Source organism: Polynucleobacter sp. SHI8, assembly GCF_027944005.1.
GTDB lineage: Bacteria > Pseudomonadota > Gammaproteobacteria > Burkholderiales > Burkholderiaceae > Polynucleobacter.
In genome coordinates, this window is the sequence record NZ_AP027204.1 from 1,343,075 (window position 1) to 1,368,892 (window position 25,818).

A 25,818-nucleotide genomic window follows, 5' to 3' on the forward strand; every position below is an offset into this window, starting at 1 on the left:
ATATGCAATTTTGGGTCATTCAAACCCTGAATAGTCTTGCTCTCGGGGGGCTTCTGTTTATGTTGTCCTCCGGTTTTGCTTTGATATTCGGTCTCATGCGCATCGCCAATTTAACGCACGGCTCTCTTTTTATGATTGGGGCATATATTGCTGCTTCAGTCTTGAAAGGTGGTTACAGCCTGATCGTGGCTGCTTTAGTTGCTATGGCTTTAGTTGGTTTAATTGGTGCAATTATCGAGCGCTTTATCCTTAGAAGTCTTTCTGGAAATTCTCAAGGTCAAGTATTAGCTACTCTTGGACTCTCTTTTATTGCGGCGGATGCATGTCTCATGATTTGGGGTGGTGATCCTATTCCAATTAATGCTCCAGAAATGTTGCGCGCCCCGATGCAAATGTTTGGTTTTATGTTCCCAACCTATCGCTTAGTAGTGCTTGTTATTTCTATGATTAGCGCCGTTTTACTCTATCTCCTAATGGAAAAAACTCGTCTGGGTGCAATGATTCGTGCTGGTGTTGATGATATGCAAATGGCTCGAGCTGTTGGGATTCCTGCATCTCAATTATTCACGATTGTATTTGCCCTAGGTGCATTACTTGCAGGTCTCGGTGGAACGGTTGGCGGCCCTATGCTCAATGCATATCCTGGTCTTGATGCCGACATGCTCCCTCTTGCTCTGATTGTTGTGATATTGGGGGGTGTTGGTAGTTTAATCGGTACCTTTGTCGCTAGTTTTATTATCGGCTTTATCTATACCTTTGGTATTGCTCTCGTCCCTGATTTAGCTTACGTTATTTTGTTTTTACCTATGGTGCTTGTCATTGCCTTCCGTCCATCAGGTCTTTTTGGGACAATTCGCGCATGATAAAAAATTCTCTTCTTTACATTGTACTCATTGCGATTCTTGTGATTTTGCCGCTATTTTTTGGCGAGTATTACGTCAATCTTGGCAGTCAAATCATGGTGGCGGCAGTATTTGCTGCGAGCTTAAATCTTCTCGTTGGTTATGGGGGTTTAACATCTTTAGGTCATGCAACCTACTTAGGTGTTGCCGCCTATACGTCCGCTTGGCTTTTTCAAAACTACGGTATGTCGCATGAATATACGGCTCTCATCGCTCTTCTATTTACAACGCTCGTTGGTGCCATTTTTGGTTGGATTTCATTACGCGCTTCCGGCTTAAGTTTTTTAATGCTGACTTTGGCTTTATCGCAAATTATTTGGGGTATCGGCTATCGTTGGGTTGGTCTTACCAACGGTGATAATGGTATTTCCGGGTTAACTCGCCCAATGCCTTTTGGTATCAACCTAGAAAATTCAAATAATTTTTATTGGTTCTGCTTAGTCATCACCATCATCTGCTTATTTTTTATTGCACGTTTTGTGAACTCACCATTCGGTTCTAGTTTAAAAGGAACGCGCGATCAAGAAAAACGGATGAGCGCCCTAGGCTATAACGTGTGGATGATCCGCTGGATTACTTTTGTGATAGCGAGTTTCTTTGGGGCAGTTTCTGGTCTGATGTATATCTATCTCAACAAATACATTCACCCAAGCGTAATTTCCATAACATCATCCGCAGAAGCTCTTCTTTGTGTGATTGCTGGCGGTGCTGGCACTTTGGCAGGCCCTATTCTTGGATCTATTCTGATCGTTCTTCTGAAAAACTATGTATCTGGTTTTGTTGAGCGCTGGAATATGTTACTGGGTATTATCTTTGTCTTTATTGTGATCTTCATGCCTGCTGGTATGGCTCCTGGTTTTACACAACTTAAGAATCGTTTGTTCGGAGGTAAGAAACTATGACCCTCGCTCTTGAAGTCAAAGACCTTAAAAAGAGTTTTGGTGGTATTGCTGTTACCCAAAACGTTTCTTTACAAGTAAGTCCTGGTGAACGGCGTTTAATTATTGGACCTAATGGTGCTGGAAAAACCACACTTTTCGCTCAAATTACTGGAGACTTAAAGCCTGATTCAGGCTCTGTAAGTATTTTTGGTAATGAGGTGATTTCCCTTCCTGTTCATGCTCGCGCGCATATGGGAATGAGCAGAACTTACCAAATTATTACTTTATTTAAACAAGATACTTTGGCTCACAATGTGGTGTTGTCCTTATTAGGTATTCATCAACGAAAGAAAAATATTTTCAATCCTCTTACTACCGAAGATACTTTATATGATGAAGCTATCGAGTTCTTAGATAACGTTGGCTTGAAACATCAAGCATTTAGGAATGTATCGGAGATTTCCTACGGAGAACAACGTCGGGTAGAAATTGCTCTCGCACTTGCACAAAAGCCTAAATTATTACTTTTAGATGAGCCCCTAGCGGGCTTATCCCAAGATGAGCGTGTGGTGGTAGCAGACCTCATCAATAACATCTCTAAAGATGTGACGATTGTCATGATTGAACACGATATGGAAATGGCTTTAGCTTTTGCTGAAAAAATTCTCGTCTTGCAATACGGTAAGGTCATTGTTGATGGCGACCGTGATGCGGTAGTCAATGATCCAAAAACACAGGAGGTCTATCTTGGCCACTGATGCATTAGTAATCGATAAAATCAATTCATACTATGGCGATAGTCATGTGCTACATGATGTCTCTCTTACTCTGAGAAAATCCTCCCTTCTTGCTCTTCTTGGCAGAAACGGCGCTGGAAAAACAACCACGATGATGACCGTTGCCGGCTTGGTAACAGCTAAAACTGGGCAAATTTCTTTGTTTGGCAAGCCAGTTGCTCGGCAAAAACCTGAAACAATCGCACGCGCAGGTATTCGGTTAGTCCCTCAAGGAAGAAGAATTTTCCCAAGCCTATCCGTAGAAGAAAATCTCAAAGTAGCAGCCCAAAATAGAGAGATTCAGAATCCTTGGAATATGAATCGTGTCTATGACCTCTTCCCGCAATTGAGAGATCGTTTTAAACAACGTGCCGGCACTCTCTCTGGTGGTGAGCAACAAATGCTTGCGATTGGTCGTGCATTAATGGGTAATCCGGATGTACTTCTTTTAGATGAACCATCCGAGGGACTAGCGCCATTAATCGTTGCTGAAGTCGCACGAGGTATTAAGGAAATCAAAAACGAAGGCCTCTCCATTATTTTGGTCGAACAGAATTTCCAGTTAGCGATGTCTGTGGCAGATGATGTTGCTGTTCTGAATACAGGTCGTCTAGCTTATTATGGAAGCGCGGCCGAAGTTCAATCCAACCCAGAACTCGCAACAAAACATCTTGGTGTGTTTTAAAAACCCTGTCATCTTATCTACTTACAATTATTTAATCATTCCTACTTTACGAGGCTCTTATGTTCTATACCTGTTCCGCACTTTGCTCAGACCCAAGTCATCAACATGGCTCTTATGAATCTCCTCAGATGCTTGCTGGAAAAGCAGTTGCTAAAGCCGCAAGCAAAAAGAGTGCTGCTACTGTTGATAAGAAATCCACAGCAAAAAAATTAACAAGCCCAACACAGCGTGTGGTTAAAAACCGTAAAGGTCAACATGTGGTTGTCGATATTCACTGTCATTATTTAAACCCTGAAGTGAATGCAAAAACAACACATCTAAATGCAGCCTCTTATGATCCAACGGTGATTTACGCTACTGAGTTAACAAATGAAACTAACGTTTTACAAATGAAGACCCGTGCTCCCAAGCTCATGGGTGTTGAAGAGCGTTTAAAAGATATGGACAAAATGGGCGTAGATATTCAAGCGGTTGCTCCTGCACCTTATCATTATTTTTATTTCACTGAAGCTGAACTCGGTGCAAGTCTTGCACGTGAAGTCAATGATGGTATTGCCAATGTCGTTGCTGGCAATCCTGACCGTTTTGTTGGTATGGGCTCCGTACCTTTACAAAATGTCGATATGGCAGTAAAAGAATTAGAGTACTGTGTCAAAACTTTAGGTCTTAAGGGAGTTGAAATTTGCACGAATGTGAATGGTAAAAACCTGACTGATCCAAGCTTAGGTCTAGAAAAGTTTTTCGCGAAAGCAAACGAACTGGGTTGCGTGATTTTTATGCATCCATTAGGTTTTACTCAAGGTGAACGTTTAACCAATCACTACTTCAACAATGTGATTGGTAATCCTTTAGAAACGACTGTTGCCGTTAGCCATTTGATTTTCGATGGTGTGGTAGCGCGATATCCTAAAATCAAATTCATTTGCGCACATGGTGGCGGTTTCTTAGCACACTACTGGGCACGTATGGATCATGCTTGGGGAGCTCGTAAAGATACTCGTACAGTGATCAAGAAAAAACCTTCTTCTTATTTAGAGAAGTTCTATTTTGATACGATTACGCATGATTCAGAAATGCTCGGTAACTTGATCCGTCGTTTCGGTGCAGATCACGTGATGCTCGGTACAGATTACCCTTATGATATGGCTGATGATCACCCATTACAAACCATCCGTGGAGTTAAAAAACTATCAGTTGCTGATCGTCAGTTAATTGAAGGTGGTAATGCAGTCAAAATGATGAAAATTAAACTGTAATTTTTATCATCAAGAAAAAGGGCTCATTTTTGATGAGCCCTTTTTTTACATTTTATCTCTCAATATTATTGGATGGTGGGTAATCTCTAGAATAAACGGGATTAGCCAAGAACTCAGAACTCTTATATTTCCAAAATTGCGTCACCCCAGGATAAGTTTTCAGAATCGTATTCGTGAGTTTGCCGTTAACACGTTCTACTTTACGAATATAAATATCCATTACAGGATTGCCTAAAGCGTCAAGTGTAATTTTGCCTCTTGGATCATTCGAAACTTGCACATTACGTAGTGCAGTCATGAACGATTTTTTATCTTCAATATTCGATTTATTATCTTTCAAAGCTTGTTCAAGCATCAGCATTGCACCGTAAGCCCCAACTGAATAATATCCTGGAGCTTGTTTGTAATTGGTGAGCATCCCTTGATTGAACTTAGTATTGTTTGGATTATTAATCGTTTGCGCATACCACCCTGGTGAAATCACGCCAATAGCTTCATCGCCCATTGAACCTAAAATACCTTCATCAACCGCGGTCATATTTCCGAGAACAGGAATCTTACCTTGCATACCGTACTCTTTATATTGACGTAAGAATTTAACGCCATTGCTACCAGCATACGCAATGTAAATAGCATCGACGTTCGATTTAATTTGGCTAATATAAGCTCCATAGTCTGCGGTATTAAGTGGTGACCAAAGCTTTTGTACAACTTTTCCACCGTTCTCTTCAAAGGTTCTTTGAAAGCCTCCAACGTTCTCATGTCCAAAGGCAAAATCGTCCCCTAAAATAGCAATGCGTTTGTATTTAAGCTCTTTGGCCACATACTCACCAAAGGGATGATTCGGTTGTGCTGAACTACCTACGGCTCTAACAAACCATGGATTAGGTTTACGCTGGGTTAAATCTTCAGCACCTGCAGATGGCGATATCGTTGGAATCTCTGCTTTACGAATATAGTCATCAACCGCCAGTGCTTCAAAGGCCGCCAAAGGTCCAATCACTACATTGACTTTATCTTTCTCAACTAGTTCTTGAATTTTAGTTTTAGTAATTGCTGGTTGCCCCCCAGTATCAGCGACAAAAAGCTCTACTTTACGTCCTGCAATCATATTGTTATGCTCTTTTAAATAGAGCTTTAAGCCATCCTCCATTTGTATTCCACCAGCAGCTAAAGCTCCCGATTTAATGGTCAAAAAGCCAACTCGAATCGGATCATTTGGGCCTGCATATGACATATTCGTAGCGAAAAGAAAAAGAAATACTGAAATGAATCGATGCAAAAAAGCACTCTGTATTGTCATTGAAGTCTCCATTTGTAATATTGTTTATTGAACTGAATATGTTATATTACAACGAGTTAGTGATGATAACTTTTTTATCACTCGTACATTTATAACAATCTAAATATAAAGACACTTTCTCATGCAGATGCATTCTTTTGAAACACATCAAATTAGTAATCAAGGAAAAAATTTAAGTTTTAAATCTGCTGGTTCTGGACAAGCAATTGTCTTATTTCATTCTTTACTAGCTGATCAATCTAGCTGGGATTTAATTACTCCAAGCTTGATCAAAACACATCAAGTGATTCAATTAAGTCTTCCTGGTTTTGATGAGTCTGATTTTGTAGGCGGCTCGTTAGATGCTATTTCTGATCAAATTGCCGAAGTCATTCATTCTTTAAAACTTACTCAAGCCCCTATTTTTATGGGTAATGGTTATGGTGGTTTTGTTGCTTTAAATACTGCTCTTAGACATCCTCAATTGCCTGCTAAATTAGTCTTAGCGGACTGTGGAGCATGTTTTTCAGAACCTGGTCGTGCCGCATTTAGGGGTATGTCAGAAAATGCTAAAAACAAAGGCTTGATTGCGATTGCTGATGTAGCGATGCGTCGTTTATTCGCTCCTGAATATCAAACACAACATCCACAATTAATTGCTGATCGTAAAGAACGCTTTTTAAATATCCATATGGATACTTTTCAAGGAGCTTGCGCAGCTTTATCAACGATGGATTTAAGACCACTGGTCACCAATTTAGCTATTCCGTCTTTAGTCGTGGTTGGCGAATTCGATGAGGCAACTCCAGTCCCAATGTCTGAGGAGCTAGCAAAATTACTCCCCAATGCGCAGTTAAAAATATTACCTGGACTTGCTCACGTTCCACAACTGCAAGATCCTCATGCATTTTTAGAAGCAATTCATTCTTTTATCTAAGTATCGATAACCTAAAAGGACATTTATGGCAACGACAAAAAAATTAGCTCCAGTTCGAGTTCCAGTCACTAGAGTTTCAACTAAAAAAATTGAAGAATCTCATGTTAAACCAATCGTTGGATTTATCGGTCTTGGTATCATGGGTTCTGCAATGGCTTCCAATCTAAACCAAGCAGGATTCCACGTGTTTGGTTTTGACCCCAGCCCAAAGCAACAAAAGGTGATGAAAAAAGAAGGGATTGATATTCAAACTACTGCAGCAGATGTTGCAGCGAATGCTAATTTAATCTTACTATCCCTTCCCTCTGTTGGTGCTCTGATGAGTGTTGTGAATGAAATCATCACTAAGGCGAAAAAAGGCACGGTTGTTGCTGAATTAGGGACTCTTCCTATCGAAGCTAAAGAGCTTGCTCGTGATACTCTTGCAAAAGCTGGCATTATTCTTTTAGATTGCCCATTATCTGGCACCGGCGCTCAAGCCAAAACAAGAGATCTAGTTGTGTATGCGAGTGGTGATAAAAAAGCTATTCAGAAAATGTCTCCCGTTTTCGAAGGCTTTGCTCGTGCTATGTACAACATCGGTGAATTTGGTCAAGGTATGAAAATGAAGTTAGTCGCTAACCATTTAGTGGCGATTCACAATGTGGCTTCTGCTGAGGCGATTTTATTAGGTGTTCAAATGGGGCTGGATGCGCATCAAATCGTCGAAGTGATTGGTAATAGCGCGGGTAGCTCAAGAATGTTCCAAGTGCGTGGTCCTGCAATGGCGAATCGAACATGGGGTGATGCCACCATGAAAATTGATGTTTGGAATAAAGATATGCATCTTATTGGAGACGCCATTGAGTCGTATGCTGTGCCAGCTCCGGTGTTTGCTTCTTGTATTCCTGTCTATAACGCTGCAAATGCCCTTGGACATGCAAAAGATGACACTGCTGTAGTTTATAAAGTGCTTGAAAACTGGTCTGCACCTTTGGCAAAAAAAGAATCTAGCAAGAAAAAGAAAAAATCAAAGAAATAATTAATTTAATTTTCGATAAAACTCTTTGACGTGTGCATCCGTGCGCACGTCATTATTTTTTATGGGTTGGAGTAATTCAATTCCTTCGAGCGTGGTGCATCTACTCAATGCCACATAAACCTGACCAGGCGCAAAGCTGCCACCGGTTAAATCGACTCTCACCTTCTCGAGTGTCTTTCCTTGGCTTTTATGAATAGTCACTGCCCATGCAAGCATCAAAGGAAACTGCTCAAACTTTCCATTAACTACTGGTTTAATTTGCTGTTCTTTTTCGTCAAATTCGTATTGATAAGACTCCCAGGCAAAAATAGGCACTTCTACAAGGTGCCTTAACTTCGATGATGCATGCACACTCACATCCAACTCAACCGTGATGGAGTCTGTCTCAAATTGCACAACCTTGCCCAAGGTGCCATTCATCCAACGCCTTGGAATATTTCGGTCATTCGCTGTAAACATCACTCGAGCGCCGAGTTTTAATGTCAAATCGAGCGGAGACGGAAGGTTTCTTTCATCTACATTGAATTTACCATCAATGCGACCTTTATAAATACGTGTTTCTGTATCAAGCAGACGCATTTCTTTAGCATTAATGCTATCTGCACGATGGTTCGTGGTAGTAAGCGTAATCGCTTGATTATCAGTCCCCATATTAGGCCGATAACACGTTTCATTAATAATTTGTAATGCCATACTGACATCATGATTCATCCGTACTTTATTGAGTAATTGTGTGAAGGACTGGTCTTTTTGACGAAAGATTTTAATGAGTTCAATATAGGTTAGTTCAGAGCGATGCAAAATATTAGCATTAAAGAAATAAGCCGCCTCGTACCCTCTTTCCCGTAAAACTTCCATTTCTTCTTGACGAACTACGGGTGGTAATTGAAACAAATCACCAACAAAAATGACTTGTATGCCACCAAAGGGGTGTCCCTCCCTAGGACCATTAGCACGTAAAAACATATCAATGGCATCAACCATATCTGCTCGAACCATTGAAATTTCATCAATAATTAAAACACCTAGCTTGTTGTAGAGGCGTCGATCTTTTAATTTTTTAATATCGTTTTCAGGAAAAATCAAACGTGGTGGAAAACGAAAAAAAGAATGGATAGTAACGCCTCGAACTTGAAGAGCCGCTACACCGGTTGGTGCAACTACAGCAACCTGCTCAGTGAGGTTATTACGTAAATAATTGACAAGGGTAGTTTTACCGGTACCAGCTCGACCGCTAATAAAGATAAATGGATCTTTTCTTGCAACCGCCTCTAAAACAGCTTCATACTCTGGTGTGATTTCTATCAAGGTAATTCTTTATTCAGTAACATTAGTGGACTGTTCAGCTGCTATTTGACGCAATGCATTAGCAAAAACTTCTGCTGGTTGACCACCTTGAATTAGGTACTTTCCCTCCACAATGACCGATGGCACTGCAGTAATGCCAATCGTCTTGTAATACTCTAAGGCCTCTCGAACATCACTCGTGTACTGATCTGACTCAAGAACTAGTTTCGCTTGAGAAACATTTAAACCTGCTCTGCGAACTGCATCAAAAAGAACTTCAGGATCATCTAAATTTTGATTCAGAGTGAAATATGCAGTGAGTAACTCTCGCTTTAATAAATACTGAGCGGCTAAGCTAATCTCAGTTTGCGCCCAATGCAGGAGACGATGACAATTGAAAGTGTTATACACACGTGGTCGAATTTGTTCATTAAATGGAAAACCGACGGCATTTGCTCGTGATTGAATCTGATGTTGATTTTTTCGAATCTCTTCTTCAGAAGATCCATACTTTTGAGTAAGGTGCTCCATTGTATCTTGACCACCTTTTGGCATATTTGGATTGAGCTCAAACGGATGAAATTGCAATTCGACTTGTATTTCATTCTTAACCTGATCAAGGGCTTGCTCCAAAGAGCCTAAGCCAATCGCACACCATGGACATGCCACATCTGAAACAAAGTCAATACGGATATTTTTCATCTACATTCTCTAATTTATACACTAACATACATAGAATAATCTAATTTTCAATGTACGATTGAGTTTCAGTACAATAAGTCTTTCAAGAGCAATTCCGTCATGACAAATACGACCTTTCCAACCAACAACAATTGGTCAGAATCTGGCTCAAGCAGAATCCCATTTTGGGCATATACTGACAAAGATATTTACCAAAAAGAGTTAGATCGTCTTTTTTATAATCAACATTGGTGTTACGTTGGACTAGAAGCAGAAATCCCCAATTTAGGAGACTTTAAACGCACTGTCATTGGTGAAAGATCTGTCATTGTCTCTAGAGATCTTGAAGGAGTTATCCACGTTCTTGAAAATGTCTGCGCCCATCGTGGTATGCAATTTTGCCGCGAAAGACATGGTAATAAAAAAGAGTTTGTTTGCCCCTACCATCAATGGAACTATAACTTAAAGGGTGATTTACAAGGCGTTCCTTTTCGCCGCGGCGTGAAAAAAGATGGACAAATACAAGGGGGAATGCCAAAAGATTTCAACCCAACTGACCACAGTCTCAATCGCTTAAAAGTTGCCACTAGAGGCGGGGTAATATTTGCCTCATTTGATCATTCTGTCGAATCGCTGGAAGACTATTTAGGTCCTGATATTGTGCATTATTTCGATCGCTTATTTGATGGTCGAGAGTTAACTATTTTGGGTTACAACAGACAACGTATTCCAGGCAACTGGAAGTTGATGCAAGAGAATATCAAAGACCCCTACCATCCTGGATTACTTCATACTTGGTTCATTACCTACGGTCTCTGGCGTGCGGATAATGAATCTAAACTGCGGATGGATCGTCATTTTCGTCACGCCGCAATGATCTCAACCCGAGGGAATGCTGGCGTCAAATCACAAGAAGTCACCGCTGGGGTAACAAGCTTTAAAGATGCAATGGAAATCAATGATAAAAGATTGATTGATATCGTCCCAGAAGATTGGTGGAACGGTCCAACCGCAGTGATGCTAACGATTTTCCCTTCAGTCATTATTCAACAACAGGTCAATAGTGTGTCAACCAGGCACATCCAACCCAATGGTAATGGTTCTTTCGATTTTGTATGGACCCATTTTGGTTTTGCGGAAGATACTCCCGAAATGACTGAGCGCCGACTGATTCAGGCAAATTTATTCGGGCCAGCAGGATTTGTTTCTGCTGATGATGGAGAAGTAATTGAGCTTTCTCAAATGGGCTTTGAACAAAAACCGTCACACCAAGTGATTGCACAACTCGGTGGTGTTGAATGTGAAAATACGGAACATATGGTTACTGAAACACTCATTCGAGGTATGTATAACTATTGGCGTAAAGTGATGGAAATTTAAGATGATTGACTATATCCAACAAGTGACTCATCTGAATGCTTTATATGCTCATGTTGTCGATGAAAAACAATGGGATCAGTGGATTGATCTATTTGTAGAAAACTGTACATACAAAATACAGCCAAGAGAAAACTTTGATCGAGGATTTCCACTTTGTACTTTAGCAATGCTCTCCAAGGGAATGCTAAAAGATCGTGCTTACGGCATTTCAGAGACCTTATTTCATGACCCGTATTACCAACGTCATATCATTGGCATACCACTCATCCACAAAGTTGAGAATGAAGTTATTTTTTGTGAATCAAATTATTCTGTATTTCGAACCAAACTCAGCCAAGAAACAACGGTATTTAATGTGGGTCGTTATATCGATGAACTACAAATCACAAAGAATGGTTTAAAAATACGTTCTAGGCTATGTGTCTATGATTCAGAAATGATTCCAAACTCGATCATTTACCCAATCTAAACACCTAAGTAATTCATTAATTCTGGATCATGAGCGATTTCTGAAGATGGTCCAGATAGTACAACTTGACCTTTTTGTAAAACAATTGCTCGATCCGTGTTGTGCAACACTTTACGCCAGTCTCGATCCACAATCAATGTGGCAATTCCAGCTTCTCTAATTTCTTGAATCACGCGCCAAATTTCAGCAACAATGAGAGGCGCTAATCCTTCTGTAGCCTCATCTAAAATAAGTAAATCAGGATGCGTCATTAACGCCCTACTAATCGATAACATTTGTTGCTCTCCACCCGAGAGTTGCTCTCCTAGATTGTGAATGCGCTCAGCTAAACGTGGAAAAGTACTTAACACTCGATCAAGAGTCCAATCTAATTGCCCCTTACGACCCGGACGAGCCGCCATGATCAGGTTTTCTTTAACTGTTAGATTAGGAAAAACTCCTCTCCCCTCAGGAACGTATGCCACACCCAGTCTTGCCACTTGATATGGTTTCATCTCAAGAGAATCATGGCCATTGATCATAATACTGCCTGTACGCTGCTCAACATGCCCAAGCAAGGTGCGAATCAAAGTACTTTTACCCATACCATTTCGCCCCAATAAACCAACGGTCTCATGAGGATTAATTTGTATATCTACACCATGTAAAACATGGCTTGATCCATACCAAGCATGAATATCTTTCGCGTCTAAGAAATGATTCATTCAGACTCACCCAAATATGCAGTTCGAACCTGTGTATTATTTTTAACCTCGTCAGGAGAACCTTTAGTAATGACAGAACCATTCACCATGACAGTAATGACATCGGCAACTTTAAAGACTGCGTCCATATCGTGCTCGACCAACATAATTGCATGATCAGTACGTAAACCGATTAAAAAGTTCAACATACGATCAGTTTCATCTGCTCCCATACCTGCTAGTGGCTCATCTAATAAAAGCACTTTCGGCTTGGTAGCCAAACACATTGCGACCTCTAATTGACGCTTTTGTCCATGTGAAAGAAGTCCAGCCTGCCGATGAATGACGGTGGATAAACCTGTTTTATCAAGGGTCTGAAGAGCAACTTGATTACTGCTAGGACAAAGTTGCCCATCCTGCCAAAAATGCCAAGGCTTTTGTAAGAGAGATTGGGCTGACAATCGACAATTTTCTAAAACCGTTAATTCAGGAAAAATCGTATTTCGTTGATAACTTTTTCCGAGTCCAAGGTGGGCTCTTGCAGGCTGCGATTTTTCTGTGACATCATTCCCTAGCAATTCAACCGTTCCAGAGCTTAATGGCAACTCACCAGATAATAAATTAATCAATGTGGATTTGCCTGCACCATTTGTACCAATCACTGCATGTATTTGACCTAGCGCAAGATCAATATCGACCTCATTCACAGCAACCAAACCACCCCAGCGCTTAGTTAGCTTAACACCTCGCATTAGATACATTGTTTGTTCTTGAGTCATTCTTGATCCTCAAGTGTTGAATTTTTAGTTCCCATTAATTTAGACTGCCAAATCGATGGAATACCAAATAATCCACGCGGTAAAAATGCTACACAGAAAATAATGGAGAGCCCTAAACCTAAATGCCAATATTTAGCAAATGAGCCAAAAATGGCTTCTGAACGGAAGAACTCTTCAAGAAGTGCAAATGCAAATGCTCCAATAAAAGCACCTCGCAAGTGACCTAATCCACCTAAAATAATCATAATTAATACTGCACCTGACAAATGCCAGCTTAATAATTCAGGATTAACAAAACCATCTTTTACGGCAAATAAATAACCAGCTAGACCTGCAATCATTCCAGAGATTACAAATGCCATTAGCTTGTAATTGTAGGTTTCATATCCGATCGCTCGCATTCTCAATTCGTTGATACGAATTCCAGAAAGAGCTCTGCCAAATCGCGAGTGTGTAATGAGTCCCAATAAAGCAAAAACAAAAAATAGGCAACCCAATGTAAACAGATAAAACTCTAAAGATGAGCTAATTGACCAACCAAATAATAAAGGTTTATTGTATAAATAAATACCATCGGTACCACCGCCAATTGGGGTATCGTGAATCACATAGTAGGCCATTTGCGCAAAAGCCAAAGTGACCATAATGAAATATACACCCTTGGTCCTTAGAGACAATGCCCCTACAAATAAAGCATATAGACCAGCCAGTAACATCGATATCGGCAAGAGGTAAATGGCATCTGGTGCGCCAAGATCTGCTGAAATCTTGACCACCGCATAAGCTCCAATGCCAAAAAATGCTGCTTGACCAAAACAAACTAAGCCCGTTGTTCCAACCAACAACTCCAGACTAAGCGCAAAAATTCCGTAAATCAAGGTCTTGGTCATCCAGTCTACTGCGTACTCAGAACCAAGAAATGGCAGCCCCATGAGTCCTATGAACAAAATAGCAATAAATACTGTTTGGGATTTTTTCATGATCCAGCCTTAAATAATCCGCTAGGCTTCCATAAAAGAATCATTGCCATAAAAACATACACCAAGACTCCTGCAACTTCTGGTAAAAGAACTTTTCCAAACGTATCAATGAAGCCAATTAAAAGAGAAGCAATCAGAGCTCCTTTGATGGAACCAATACCGCCAATCACAACAATGACAAAACAAATAATCAAAACACCCTGTCCCATACCAGGGTATACAGAAGACACAGGAGCTGCTACCATCCCTGCAAAAGCAGCAATCGCTATACCTGCAGCAAAAACAATGCGATATAGAAATTTAATATTCACGCCCAACGATTGAATCATCTCGCGATTTACACTGCCCGCTCGAATCATCATCCCTAATTTGGTTTTACTTAATACAAAAAACATAGCTAAAGCCAACAAAATACAAACCCCAGAAATAAATAGTCGATAGACGGGATAAGTCATGACTTCACTTAACTGAATACTGGCGGATAACCATTCTGGAATAGCTACGCCATGAACATCATCGCCAACTAATATACTTCGAATTTCTTCAATAACTAATATGAGGCCATAGGTCATCAGTACTTGTTGTAAATGATCTCGTTCGTATAAGTAGCTATAAAACATCCACTCCAATATATAACCAAGAATGATGGCGATCACAATTCCAATAATAAAGGTTGAAATTAATCCACCGCCAAAGGCTTCGGCAACCATTGGTGATAAGGCAAAAGCTAAATAAGAACCCATCATATAAAAACTACCATGGGCAAGATTAATCACTCCCATAATGCCAAAAATGAGAGTGAGTCCAGCGGCAACTAAAAATAACAACAGCCCATATTGAACAGAGTTCAGTGATTGTATTAAAAAAGTCGAAAAATCCATAAATGGGCTGATGAAAATTTATTGAATATTACAACCACGTGCCGGATCAGCAAGTGACTTACTAGCAATACCAATCACTTTGTTTTCTTTACCAACAACTTGTCTTAAATAAAAGTCTTGAATTGGATTATTTGCATTAGACATCGTAAATGATCCACGTGGACTATCAAATTTAGTGGAGCGAATAGCTTTAGCAAAATCATCTTTTTTCGAGATATCACCTTTAGTTGCCTTCAAACCAACGGCTAACATTTGCGCAGCATCATAACCTTGAACTGCATAAACATCAGGCTGTAACTTATATTGCTTTGCGTAAGCAAGTCTAAATTCATTATCACGCTTGATATTCAAGTTATCACCATAATGCAACGCTGTTAACATGCCTTGCGCAGATTCTCCTTGAGCCTCAAGAGTGCCATCCGTTAAAAATCCAGGGCCCACCAGAGGAATCGTTTTATTTAAGCCTGCAGCAGCATAATCTTTAACAAACTTCACTGCACCACCACCTGCGAAAAATGAATATACAACATCGGGTTTAGCCGCAGCAACTTCAGTCAACAATGCTTGGAACTCAACACCTGGGAAAGGTAGAGTTAATTCTTTAGTTACCTTACCGCCACCTTTTTCAAAGCTTTCTTTAAATCCTTTAACAGACTCTTCTCCAGCAGCATATTTCCAAGTAATAGTCATCGCATTTTTATAACCCTTTTTCGCGGCGACTTCGCCCATCGCAACACCTGGCTGGCTATTGGAAAAAGAGCTTCTAAAAATATTCTTTGCACACATCGGGCCAGTAATAATATCTGCTCCAGCATTTGGAATAATTAATGTAGTACCAGTTTCTTTAGCTACTTTAGCCATTGCCATCGCAACTCCAGAATGAACTGTCCCAATCACTACATCAACGTTATCTCGTTTAATGAGTTTATTAATATTATCAGTAGCCTTTGATGGCTCAGATTCATCATCTACTCTGACATAAGTAATCTCACGACCACCAATTTTGCCACCCTGCTCTTTCACATATAACTGAAAACCGTTATCAATTGCATTACCTAAGGCTGCAAAAGTCCCACTATAGGGCAACATCATGCCAACTTTAAGGGGTGGTTGGCTTTGAGCAAAAGCTGATGGAATGACCATCGCTAATGCAACTAAACTGTATTTAATACCTTTCATTGGAAATCTCCTTATATAAAAATTACTTATTTGAATTTGAAAATATAGTTAGCAAAATTCGTTTAAAGTACCATATGTATTATAGGACTATCGCGATTAGAGGAATGACTACAATTGAGATTATCATCAGAACTCTAGTAAAAATTGGCATATTTTTCTTGCGCACACCTAAAATTTTAAAAACTAATTACATTTTGGATATAGACATTTGGAACTAAAAAATCAACCCATACTCGTCATCGGAGCTGGCATCATGGGTGCCGGGATTGCTCAAGTAGCTGCTCAGTCTGGCCATACGGTAATCTTATTTGATCAAAAAGCAGGTGCAACTGAACAGGCGATTGAAAATATTAAAAATATATTTTCAAGTCTCATCAAAAAAGAAAAAATAACGGCAGAGGCGGCACATTCCACCCTTTCAAGAATACAAACGATTTCATCTCTAGACCAAGCTTCTCACGTCAAACTAGTAATTGAAGCTATTATCGAAAGACTCGATATTAAGAGGACTCTCTTTAAAGAACTAGAATCAATCGTTACTCCAGATTGTATTTTGGCAACCAATACATCCTCGATCTCAGTCACCGCAATTGCGAATGGTTTACAACATCCAAATCGCTTAGTGGGCATGCATTTCTTTAACCCAGTACCTCTTATGAAACTCGTAGAAGTAGTTTCTGGATTACAAACTACTAGTGCAGTTGCTTCTGCCATTTATGATTTATCCATCCACTGGGGTAAAACACCCGTGCATGCTAAATCAACGCCTGGTTTTATCGTCAATCGGATTGCCCGCCCATTTTATGCAGAAGCCTTAGCCCTCATTCAAGAGCAAGTAAGCTCCATTCAAGTGATTGACGCCTGCATCAAATCAGTTGGTTTTCGGATGGGTCCATTTGAACTCATGGACCTCATTGGTCATGACACTAATTTTGCTGTCACTTCTAGTGTGTTTGAAGCCTTCTTCTATGACCGTCGTTTTACTCCTTCAATAGTGCAAAAAGAGTTGGTTGATGGTGGTTTATTTGGTCGCAAATCGGGGCGCGGCTTTTATGATTACTCAGAAGATGCAGTCGCACCAAAGCTTCCTGAGTTTCATCCAAGTCCCCTCAACCATTCACCAACCGTAACTCTGCATGGCGACAGTCATTTAACCGCATACTTTGCTAATCAACTCAAGCAATTAGGAATTACTTTTACTCAGAATATACAAAGTTCTTGGGTGGGTTTGGATGTCAACGGCAATCATTTAAGACAAACAGATGGGCAAACTGCATCATCACTTGGTTCTCATGTTGCTGTCTTTGATCTGTGTTTGCAACCACAAGAAAAAAAAATGATTGTCGCCTGGGCAATTGCAGAAAATGCTGCTCCTGAGTGGCTTCAAGAAGCCCCCTCCTGGTTACATCATCTTGGATTTAAACCGATTCGTATTCAAGATAGTCCTGCACTCATCGTTGCAAGAACTCTAGCTATGCTCATTAATGAAGCTTGCGATGCAGTTACTCAAGGGGTTTGCTCAATGGATGCAACTAATCAAGCGATGAAGCTTGGAGTCAATTACCCAGCTGGGCCTTTTGATTGGCTGGAAAAATGGAACTCAACCCAAGTCGTTCAAATCATCAATCAACTAGATTTGAACTACAAGGGTGAGCGGTATCGATCCAGTCCTTTACTACGAAAATTAAATCTTCTTTAAAGTCCGCAGAATTTTCTCAGGAGTAATCGGCTGATCAAAGTTATGCACTCCAAATGGTGCTATTGCATCATTAATCGCATTCACAACTGCACCAGGTGCTCCGGCAGTTCCTGCCTCTCCTGCCCCTTTTGCTCCTAGGAGGGATGATTTTGTAGGTGTTTGCACGTGAGCCACTTCGATATCAGGCATTTCTGAAGCCATTGGCACCAAATAATCAGCCATATTACCGTTAATCATCTGCCCTTGTGAATCATACAAACACTCTTCAAAAAGAGCTCCGCCAATACCCTGAACAATCGCTCCGCGCATTTGCTCATCGACCAACATCGGATTAATCACTCTCCCACAATCTTCAACCGCCCAATGTTTGAGAAGTTTAATAAAGCCTGTATTGACATCAACTTCCACATAAGACGCCTGAACTCCATTGGTAAAGATAAATGGAAAGTCTTTTTGTGAATAATGTCTGGTCACCGTTAATTCAGGATGAAATCCGGCTGGTAATAGGTCGGTTCTATAGTATCCGACGCGACCCACTTCACTGAGTGGAATCTTTTCTTCATTGCTTAAACGGTCAAAGATTTTGCCATTTTTAACAGTTAATTGGCTCTCTTCCAACTTCAATATATTAGCTGCAATCTTGAGGATGTTTTCACGCAAAGCCATACCAGCCAATAGGACCGCCTCGCCGCCAATGCCAGCGCCACGTGAAGCCCAAGTTCCGCCACCATAAGGAATTGTTTCAGTATCACCCGTCTTTAAGCGCACATGTTCGATAGGAACTCCGACTGCATCAGCTGCTATTTGAGCAAAAATACCTTCTGCTCCCTGACCCTGCTCTCCAACACTAACAGATACGGTAATAACACCGGTTGGATCCATACGAATGGTTGCGCCATCTTGAGAGGCAATACGCGCACCTCCAACTCCATAAAATGCCGGACTTGGATTGGTGAGCTCAATGAGAGTGGCAAAACCAATCCCACGATAAATTCCCTTTTCCCGTAAAGCTTTTTGTTCAGCAAGGAGACTTGGATAATCCATGAGGTCTTCAATCTTTGCTAAACATTGTTCATGCGAAAGTACTTCTAACTTAATACCTGAAACTCCCGTATAGGGATAAGCATCATCTGGTATCACATTGCGTTTTCTAAACTCTAATGGATCCATGCCTAATTTTCTGGCAGCCAAATCAACCAAACCTTCCGTCACCGCACATGCAATCGGGTGTCCAACACCACGATATTGACAAGTCGGAGTTTTGTTCTGAAACACAACGTTTAAATTGGCACGGTATTGTTGATGTTTGTATGGTCCCCCTACTAAGTTCACCACTTGATTGCCTTCAATGGCACTCGTTCTAGGGAACATCGAGTAAGGTCCAATACCCGTTAAATCGTCAATCTCAAAAGCCAAAATATCGCCCTCTTTTGAGGCTGCAATACGACCTTTAATCACGTGCTCTCTAGCATGTATGTCGCTAAGATAAGACTCTAAACGGTCAGCGACAAATTTAACCGGCCGTTTGAGTAATATAGAAATACCAACAGTTGCAAAATCATCAGGATAGGCATGCACTTTGATACCGAAAGACCCACCAACGTCATAACAAACAACCCTGACGTCTGACTCACTCAAATCAAACTGACGACAATATAAATCTTGCATCATGTGCGGCGCTTGTTGACAGTGGTATACCGTCAAACGACCGTCTGGTGTGTAATGCGCAATTTGTGATCTTGGTTCAAGCGTTACCCCAGTATGTCGACCAAACTTAAAGGTCGCTTCTTCTACCACTGCAGCCTTGGCAAATTGTGCATCAACATCTCCTGTATCTAAGGAGCGTTTAAAGCAGATGTTGTCACCTAATTCAGGATGGATCATCATGGCCTTCGGATCAAGGGCTTGATGCATATCTAATAAGGCTGGAAGTTCTTCCCACTCCACTTCCAAATAAGCAAGTGCGTCCTCGGCTTGGGCGCGCGATTGCGCCACAACGGCAACTACAGGTTCTCCTTGCCAACATGCACGATCAATTGCTAATGCATTTTGTGGGGCGGATTTCATACCAGCCAAATGGCTTAATGTGGCTACCCACGGTTTACAAACTGTAGCTAAATCATGTCCATCAATCACCGCGACTACGCCTGGCATATCGAGGACGGGAGCTTTATTAATTTTTTTAATTTTCATGTGAGCTACTGGAGAGCGCCAATAAACTACATGAACCATTTTGGGTAATTGCACATCATCAATGTATTTTCCAAGACCTTCAGTGAGACGTTTTGCGCCATGTCTTGGTTCGCTCATACCAATGTAGCGTTGCTCATTGGTTACCGGTGCGAGTGCTGGGAGTTCTTTAGGTTTATTCATGATGTCTCCTTATTTTTTAGCTAATTGACGTTCTTCAAGAACATAGGCAATCGCATCAACGATTGCCTGATACCCGGTGCAACGACAATAATTACCTGAGATCCATTCTCTAATTTCGGTACGTGTTGCTGTGGGTTGAGTTTCAATTAATTCTGCTGCGGCCATTAACATGCCAGAGGTACAAAAGCCACATTGCAAGGCATTCATTTTTAAGAAAGCTTGTTGTAGATCTTTATAAGCACCTGAAGCACTCATACCCTCGATGGTTTCTACCGTGGAACCATTTGCTTGAACAGTCAAGACTAAACAACCTCTGACAATTTTTCCGTCCAACTTCACAGTACAGGCGCCACAAGCTCCTTGTTCACAGCCTAAATGTGAACCGGTAAGGGCTTGATCTTCGCGTAAGAAATCAACTAAATGTTGACGTGGTTCTACTTCAGCATGAATTTTTTGACCATTTAATGTCATCGTGATGGATGTGGTTTGCATATTTTTATCTCGTATGTATTGTCTTTTAACTTACCAATTTTTTCATTGCTCGCTCTAATAAAACTCCAAGCAAATGTTTTTTCATCTCCGCAGAATTAGTTAAATCAGATAATGTTTGAATTTCTGCTTGAACACTATGTTGCGCTTGTGCAATCAAGGACGGATTTGATAAGTCACTGATTGATTGATTGTGTAAGACACTTTGAAGACCTTGGGCCAACAATGGAATTGAAGCGACTGAAAAATACACGAAACGACTTTGAGTAATTTTGTTTTGCTCTAAATACAAACTACATACCAAACCCGTAACAGCATAATCGCCATGGCGACGAGATAATTCCTCAAAATAATGAACTCTCTTTGCTGAGGTTATAGTGAATTCTGAAGCAACCAATATCTCATCTGCCTGCAAAGCAGTTGTATATAAATCAAGGAAAAAATCCTTCGCTGCAACTTTACGTTGCCCTTTTGGACCAGCAATGACCATCATTGCATCCAGTGCTACAGCACACGCCGGCCACTCAGCTGCAGGATCGCCCAAAACACACGAACCACCCCATGTCCCTAAATTACGAATCGCACGATGCGCAATATGTGGCACTGCCTCTGTCAGTAGTGGCAGTTGCTCTTGAATGATCTTTGAATGTTGTATTTCCGTATGAGTAGTCATCGCACCAATGCGAACTAGACTACCCTCGAATGTGATTCCTTTTAATTCTGCAATTCCTTGCAAATCAATCAAAATCTCGGGATTGGACAAACGCATATTTAAGCTGGGAAGTAAACTTTGACCTCCAGCAATTAATTTGGCATTGTCACCGTGATTAGCAAGAAGTGCTAAGGCCTCTTGAATCGAGTGAACTCTTTGATAATTAAATGCAGCTGCTTTCACGCCTGCCTCCTATTGTATAAGTAAATGTACTTTTATTAATATTTGAATTTTTATTTTACTCAATAATACTGCTATTATTTAACCATTGCAGATGAAAAATATCTTACAAAAATAATTCGAATTCAAGGAGAAAATTATGGGTGAATTAGCCATCAATCATGTAGCGATTCGTAGTCCAGATGCTGAAATGACGCGCGAATTTTTCATGAAAACCTTGGATTTAGTTCCAGGACCTAGGCCCAACTTTCCGTTTCCTGGTTATTGGCTCTATAAATCAGACTCTGACCACTCAAGTTATCTCAATGCCGTAGTTCATATCGTAGGTATAGACCCTAATGATAAAGAAGGCTTAGTCCAATATTTGGGTGATCGTGAGCTTCCAGATCTTTATGGTACTGGTGCGATTGATCACATAGCCTTCTTCGCAACTGGCTTGGAAAAGATGTTAGACCATTTATCAAGTCTAGGAATTCCTTGTCGTGAACGACTAGTGCCAACAATTGGACTCCATCAGCTTTTCTTAGATGACCCTAATGGTATTGTTATCGAACTTAACTATCCAGCGCATGAGAGAACTGACTTAGATCTAAAAATTCAACAAACGGCAAAAGCTTAAAGTTTCAAATCAAATTATGGCAAAAATTATTATTGTTGGCGGATCACTTGGTGGTCTGCTTGTAGGAAATTTACTTGGTAGCAAAGGTCATGAGGTTGATATTTTAGAAAAAGTCCCTGGATCACTTGACGGTCGCGGCGCTGGTATTGTGCCCCACCCTATTCTGATTAAAGCTCTAGAAATGTGCGGTATTGCCATTGATCATAATCTTGGAGTTCCTGTAGAACGCCGAGTAACCTTGGATCAACAAGGAAATACGATTGCGGATATGGAACTACACCAAATCTTCACCTCTTGGGGTCGTCTTTACCATCTTCTGAAAGAAAATTTTCCGGAAAAAAACTATCACTCTGGTAAAAATGTCGTTTCTTTTGGTGAAAATAGCCAGGAAGTTATGGTCCATTGTGATGATGGGTCTTCCTACAATGGTGAACTATTAATCGCCTCTGATGGACTTCGCTCAGTGATACGTGCCATCGTGGCTCCACAAATTAAACCTGTCTATACAGGCTATGTTGCTTGGCGTGGTGTTTGTGAAGAAGCTGCCTTAAGTAAATACATGAAAGATACACTCTTTCCTTATTTTAGCTTTGGCCTACCTGAAGGGGAGCAAATGTTAGGCTACCCTGTTGCAGGGAACAATAATGATTTAAGTATTGGGCACCGTAAATATAACTTTGTTTGGTATCGTCAAGCACCGGAGGATACTGTTCTTAAAGAACTTCTGACAGATGCTGATGGTGTTTTCCACCCTCAGGGTATTTCACCTATACAAGTCAATTGGAAACATATTGCCGCAGTAAGGCAAGCGGCTAAAAATAATCTAGCCCCTCAATTTGCAGAAGTTCTTGAAAAAACTGGAATGGTGTTTTTTCAACCAATTTATGATGTGTATTCCGAAAAAATAGCATTTGGTCGAGTTGCTCTCATGGGTGATGCGAGTTTTGTTGCAAGACCGCACGTCGGCATGGGTGTCTCTAAAGCAGCGGAAGATGCTCTATCGATTGTGACTAATATTGAATTGCATGGTGCAACTCCCAAAGCCATTGAACAATATCAAAGTGAGCGTCTGATTCCTTGCCAACGGGTGATTGCTCGTGCCCAATACCTCGGTAAATTTATGACGGCACAAGGTCAAGAAGAACTCAAAAATAATCATATCGGTATTGCCCACCGCGTCATGGAAGAAACCGCCGTTGATATTTCTGACATCATCATGAGCGATGACCTCATCCCTGAAGAACTATAAAAAAACCGCATCATCGATGCGGTTCAAGTTCATTTGAGGCGTTGTAGTTATTTATTGTTGTTATTTCTTGCTCACCGGCGCAGGGAACTGCGCACGATATAAATCATTGATCTGCTCACCCGTTCTAATTGAAACACCTTTTTTGGATTGTATGTAATCCAAAAGTTGCTCAAAATAACCAATTCGATGAGCAGCACCTGTAATGTAAGGATGCACACTGATTGCCATCACACGAGGTATCGTATGACTATCAGCGAGTAAACGATCAAATTGTTCACGGCCACGCAATAACATTTCTTCACCACGATGTTGTTGGAGCAACATCATGGGTATGTCATTTGTTTCAACTGTATATGGCACAGATAAAACTGGCTTGGGTGAAGCCTCAATCCATGTCGGCTGATCATCTAGGGGCCAGTCAGCAACATACTGAATACCAGCTTTCGATAAATGATCGATCGTTTCTTCATTTTCCGTAAGTCCCGGACTTTCCCAACCAATCGGTGCCTGACCCGTGAAATTTTTAATCGTATCAATGGTCTTTTCAATAGACTCTAATTGATTAGGTAATTTATGCATTGGGCCTTGTACATAAGAATGACCCATCATTTCCCAACCATGTTTTAGAGTGGATTCCACAACTCTCGGATAAGACTCACAAACAATACCGTTAGTTGCTAATGTCGGGACGATACTTCTTTGTACCAGTGCATCAAAAATACGCCAAAAACCCACACGCATTCCGTACTCATGCCATGACCAGTTCGGTACATCCGGCAATAAGGGCTGCCCCATCGGCGGGCTTAAAACCATTCTTGGCATGGCATTTGCCATCGTCCAATGTTCTACATTCACAATAATCCAAACTAATAAGTTATTGCCGTTTGGTAAATTCCATTGTGGACGATCAACGATAGGAACAAAAGGAACGCGTTCACTTGGTAAAGAATATTTCACTATATAACCTTTGTCTTAAACACCCATATATAACTTACGAACAATATCATTACTTGCAAGCTCAGCCGCACTACCTTCAATCTTGATCTCACCATGCACAATCACATAGCCTCGATCTGCAATCCGCATCGCTTGTGTAAAGTTTTGTTCCGCCATCAGTACAGTCAAACCTTTTTGTACTTTTAATTCACCAATCTTATCAATCATTTGCTTCACGATGATGGGAGCTAAACCAACGGATGGTTCATCAATCAACAAAATCTTCGGCATACTCATGAGCGCACGAGCTAGAGCAACCATTTGTTGTTCTCCACCACTCATACTTCCTGCTCGTTGACTTGCACGCTCACGTAACTTTGGGAATACCTCAAAACAATATTCCATCGTTTCATTCACATGGGCTCTAGCATGCGCTCTTGAGGCTCCTAGTAAAAGATTTTCTTTCACGCTAAGTAGCGGAAATAATCTTCTTCCCTCTGGAACCATTGCTACACCTAAATTAACAATCTCTTCAGGGGCTAGCTTTCTTAAGTCATGCGTGACATCATCGATTACTACCTCAGCACGACCCGCAGTAGGCTTTACTAATCCAGCTACACATTTAATTAACGTCGATTTACCATTACCATTCGTACCAAGTAATGCAACCGTCTCACCATTAGAAACTTCCATGGATATACCATGCAAGACCTGTACCGCTCCATATGCGGCATCAATGTCTTTCAGAATAATTTTATTCGCCAAGATATGCCTTTATCACTTCGGGATTATTGATTACATCTTGTGGGTTACCATCAGCTACTTTAGTTCCTGCCACTAAGACCATTAAACGCTCTGAGAACTGCATGACGGCACTCATGATGTGCTCAATCATTAATACAGAGATACCTTTTTGCTTCATACTCATAATCAGCTCGAGAATTTCATCGACCTCTGCCCCAGATAAGCCTGCTAGAGCTTCATCAGCAATTAACAATTGTGGATTTGCTGACATTGCTCGTGCCAATTCGAGTTTACGTAATTCAACCTGTGTTAATCCTGCTGATATCGCATCAGCTTTATTCTGCAATCCAACGCTTTGAACAATTGCAATCGCTTTTTCATCAATGCTGCGTTGATCATCGGAATCTGCTCTTCGGTTACCAGAGAAATTAATGACCACTTTTATATTTTCTAAAACTGTCATCGATTTAAAAGGCTTTGGAATCTGAAAACTTCTAGCGATACCAGCATGGACACGCTCATGCGGGCTTAGAGCACTAATATCTTCCCCACGCAAACTAACGCTGCCACCATCAATTTTTAACATACCAGAAATACAGTTCACCAAGGTACTTTTTCCTGAACCATTAGGACCAATAAGACCTAAACGCTCACCTGGATGTATCACTAATTCCACATTATTTAAAGCTGTAAAACCACCAAATTTTTTAATAATTCCTGTGGCTTTTACGAGGGGTTCTTGTGAATGATTTGTCATA

General features: G+C 40.8%; 26 protein-coding genes. 12 read left to right on the forward strand and 14 right to left on the reverse strand.

Features of this window, described 5'->3' with window-relative positions; all coding sequences use genetic code 11:
* The first annotated feature begins 2 nt into the window (after positions 1–2).
* Genes QMN06_RS06770 through QMN06_RS06790 form a run of 5 tightly spaced genes read left to right on the forward strand, consistent with a single transcriptional unit; the run spans position 3 to position 4,500 of the window.
* Positions 3–863: a branched-chain amino acid ABC transporter permease gene (locus QMN06_RS06770; protein ID WP_281969377.1), complete on the forward strand. Its 861-nt coding sequence runs from the start codon at positions 3–5 to the stop codon at positions 861–863.
* Complete coding sequence (locus QMN06_RS06775; protein WP_281969378.1) at positions 860–1,804, forward strand: branched-chain amino acid ABC transporter permease; 945 nt, start codon at positions 860–862, stop codon at positions 1,802–1,804. Before QMN06_RS06770 ends, QMN06_RS06775 begins: the two co-directional genes overlap by 4 nt.
* Entirely contained in the window at positions 1,801–2,541 is a 741-nt protein-coding gene (locus QMN06_RS06780; protein WP_281969379.1) for an ABC transporter ATP-binding protein, read from the forward strand. Before QMN06_RS06775 ends, QMN06_RS06780 begins: the two co-directional genes overlap by 4 nt.
* Positions 2,531–3,244, forward strand: coding sequence for an ABC transporter ATP-binding protein (locus tag QMN06_RS06785; protein WP_281969380.1), 714 nt, complete (start codon positions 2,531–2,533; stop codon positions 3,242–3,244). The genes QMN06_RS06780 and QMN06_RS06785 overlap by 11 nt, the downstream gene beginning before the upstream one ends.
* Positions 3,245–3,303: 59 nt before the next feature.
* Positions 3,304–4,500: an amidohydrolase family protein gene (locus QMN06_RS06790; RefSeq protein ID WP_281969381.1), complete on the forward strand. Its 1,197-nt coding sequence runs from the start codon at positions 3,304–3,306 to the stop codon at positions 4,498–4,500.
* 52 nt (positions 4,501–4,552) lie between these two features.
* On the opposite strand, the gene QMN06_RS06795 is transcribed toward QMN06_RS06790, so the two are convergent.
* Complete coding sequence (locus QMN06_RS06795) at positions 4,553–5,803, reverse strand: ABC transporter substrate-binding protein (RefSeq protein WP_281969382.1); 1,251 nt, start codon at positions 5,801–5,803, stop codon at positions 4,553–4,555.
* Positions 5,804–5,924: 121 nt separating this feature from the next.
* Here QMN06_RS06795 and QMN06_RS06800 point away from each other — a divergent pair, with 121 nt between their 5' ends.
* Together QMN06_RS06800 and QMN06_RS06805 are read left to right on the forward strand one after the other, a co-directional pair.
* On the forward strand, positions 5,925–6,719 hold the full coding sequence (locus QMN06_RS06800; protein WP_281969383.1) for an alpha/beta hydrolase: 795 nt from the start codon (positions 5,925–5,927) through the stop codon (positions 6,717–6,719).
* Positions 6,720–6,744: 25 nt separating this feature from the next.
* Positions 6,745–7,740, forward strand: coding sequence for an NAD(P)-dependent oxidoreductase (locus tag QMN06_RS06805; RefSeq protein WP_281969384.1), 996 nt, complete (start codon positions 6,745–6,747; stop codon positions 7,738–7,740).
* On the opposite strand, the gene QMN06_RS06810 is transcribed toward QMN06_RS06805, so the two are convergent.
* Both QMN06_RS06810 and QMN06_RS06815 read right to left on the reverse strand, forming a co-directional pair.
* A complete protein-coding gene (locus QMN06_RS06810; protein ID WP_281969385.1) occupies positions 7,741–9,048 on the reverse strand; it encodes an AAA family ATPase in 1,308 nt (435 codons plus the stop codon).
* 9 nt (positions 9,049–9,057) lie between these two features.
* Positions 9,058–9,729, reverse strand: a complete 672-nt coding sequence (locus QMN06_RS06815) for a DsbA family oxidoreductase (protein WP_281969386.1) — start codon at positions 9,727–9,729, stop codon at positions 9,058–9,060.
* Between the two features lie 99 nt (positions 9,730–9,828).
* Here QMN06_RS06815 and QMN06_RS06820 point away from each other — a divergent pair, with 99 nt between their 5' ends.
* Together QMN06_RS06820 and QMN06_RS06825 are read left to right on the forward strand one after the other, a co-directional pair.
* Positions 9,829–11,088 carry an aromatic ring-hydroxylating dioxygenase subunit alpha gene (locus QMN06_RS06820; RefSeq protein WP_281969387.1) on the forward strand — a complete coding sequence of 420 codons (1,260 nt, stop codon included), beginning with the start codon at positions 9,829–9,831 and terminating at the stop codon, positions 11,086–11,088.
* Position 11,089: 1 nt separating this feature from the next.
* On the forward strand, positions 11,090–11,557 hold the full coding sequence (locus QMN06_RS06825) for an aromatic-ring-hydroxylating dioxygenase subunit beta (RefSeq protein ID WP_281969388.1): 468 nt from the start codon (positions 11,090–11,092) through the stop codon (positions 11,555–11,557).
* Here the strand turns inward: QMN06_RS06825 and QMN06_RS06830 are convergent.
* From QMN06_RS06830 to QMN06_RS06850, 5 genes are read right to left on the reverse strand one after another with little or no spacing between them, the layout of a single operon-like run.
* Entirely contained in the window at positions 11,554–12,261 is a 708-nt protein-coding gene (locus QMN06_RS06830) for an ABC transporter ATP-binding protein (RefSeq protein ID WP_281969389.1), read from the reverse strand. The two genes, QMN06_RS06825 and QMN06_RS06830, sit on opposite strands and share 4 nt — an antisense overlap.
* Complete coding sequence (locus QMN06_RS06835) at positions 12,258–13,019, reverse strand: ABC transporter ATP-binding protein (protein ID WP_281969390.1); 762 nt, start codon at positions 13,017–13,019, stop codon at positions 12,258–12,260. Before QMN06_RS06835 ends, QMN06_RS06830 begins: the two co-directional genes overlap by 4 nt.
* Positions 13,016–13,999 (reverse strand): branched-chain amino acid ABC transporter permease, encoded by a 984-nt coding sequence (locus QMN06_RS06840; RefSeq protein ID WP_281969391.1) that lies wholly within the window; start codon positions 13,997–13,999, stop codon positions 13,016–13,018. Before QMN06_RS06840 ends, QMN06_RS06835 begins: the two co-directional genes overlap by 4 nt.
* Entirely contained in the window at positions 13,996–14,880 is an 885-nt protein-coding gene (locus QMN06_RS06845) for a branched-chain amino acid ABC transporter permease (protein ID WP_281969392.1), read from the reverse strand. Before QMN06_RS06845 ends, QMN06_RS06840 begins: the two co-directional genes overlap by 4 nt.
* 18 nt (positions 14,881–14,898) lie before the next feature.
* Entirely contained in the window at positions 14,899–16,059 is a 1,161-nt protein-coding gene (locus QMN06_RS06850; RefSeq protein WP_281969393.1) for an ABC transporter substrate-binding protein, read from the reverse strand.
* Between the two features lie 208 nt (positions 16,060–16,267).
* Between QMN06_RS06850 and QMN06_RS06855 the strand changes: the two genes are divergently transcribed.
* Positions 16,268–17,758: a 3-hydroxyacyl-CoA dehydrogenase gene (locus tag QMN06_RS06855; protein WP_281969394.1), complete on the forward strand. Its 1,491-nt coding sequence runs from the start codon at positions 16,268–16,270 to the stop codon at positions 17,756–17,758.
* On the opposite strand, the gene QMN06_RS06860 is transcribed toward QMN06_RS06855, so the two are convergent.
* Genes QMN06_RS06860 through QMN06_RS06870 form a run of 3 tightly spaced genes read right to left on the reverse strand, consistent with a single transcriptional unit; the run spans position 17,744 to position 21,515 of the window.
* A complete protein-coding gene (locus QMN06_RS06860; RefSeq protein ID WP_281969395.1) occupies positions 17,744–20,131 on the reverse strand; it encodes a xanthine dehydrogenase family protein molybdopterin-binding subunit in 2,388 nt (795 codons plus the stop codon). The genes QMN06_RS06855 and QMN06_RS06860 overlap by 15 nt on opposite strands.
* 9 nt (positions 20,132–20,140) lie before the next feature.
* Positions 20,141–20,623 carry a (2Fe-2S)-binding protein gene (locus tag QMN06_RS06865; RefSeq protein ID WP_281969396.1) on the reverse strand — a complete coding sequence of 161 codons (483 nt, stop codon included), beginning with the start codon at positions 20,621–20,623 and terminating at the stop codon, positions 20,141–20,143.
* A 25-nt stretch (positions 20,624–20,648) separates the two neighbouring features.
* Positions 20,649–21,515, reverse strand: coding sequence for a xanthine dehydrogenase family protein subunit M (locus QMN06_RS06870; RefSeq protein WP_281969397.1), 867 nt, complete (start codon positions 21,513–21,515; stop codon positions 20,649–20,651).
* 136 nt (positions 21,516–21,651) lie between these two features.
* On the opposite strand from QMN06_RS06870, the gene QMN06_RS06875 reads away from it, so the two are divergent.
* Positions 21,652–22,131, forward strand: a complete 480-nt coding sequence (locus QMN06_RS06875) for a VOC family protein (RefSeq protein WP_281969398.1) — start codon at positions 21,652–21,654, stop codon at positions 22,129–22,131.
* A 16-nt stretch (positions 22,132–22,147) separates the two neighbouring features.
* Positions 22,148–23,380 carry an FAD-dependent monooxygenase gene (locus tag QMN06_RS06880; RefSeq protein WP_281969399.1) on the forward strand — a complete coding sequence of 411 codons (1,233 nt, stop codon included), beginning with the start codon at positions 22,148–22,150 and terminating at the stop codon, positions 23,378–23,380.
* A gap of 60 nt (positions 23,381–23,440) precedes the next feature.
* On the opposite strand, the gene QMN06_RS06885 is transcribed toward QMN06_RS06880, so the two are convergent.
* From QMN06_RS06885 to QMN06_RS06895, 3 genes are read right to left on the reverse strand one after another with little or no spacing between them, the layout of a single operon-like run.
* Positions 23,441–24,337: a polysaccharide deacetylase family protein gene (locus QMN06_RS06885; protein ID WP_281969400.1), complete on the reverse strand. Its 897-nt coding sequence runs from the start codon at positions 24,335–24,337 to the stop codon at positions 23,441–23,443.
* Between the two features lie 15 nt (positions 24,338–24,352).
* Entirely contained in the window at positions 24,353–25,081 is a 729-nt protein-coding gene (locus QMN06_RS06890; RefSeq protein ID WP_281969401.1) for an ABC transporter ATP-binding protein, read from the reverse strand.
* Positions 25,071–25,817 (reverse strand): ABC transporter ATP-binding protein, encoded by a 747-nt coding sequence (locus QMN06_RS06895; RefSeq protein WP_281969402.1) that lies wholly within the window; start codon positions 25,815–25,817, stop codon positions 25,071–25,073. The genes QMN06_RS06890 and QMN06_RS06895 overlap by 11 nt, the downstream gene beginning before the upstream one ends.
* Between the last annotated feature and the right edge of the window lies 1 nt (position 25,818).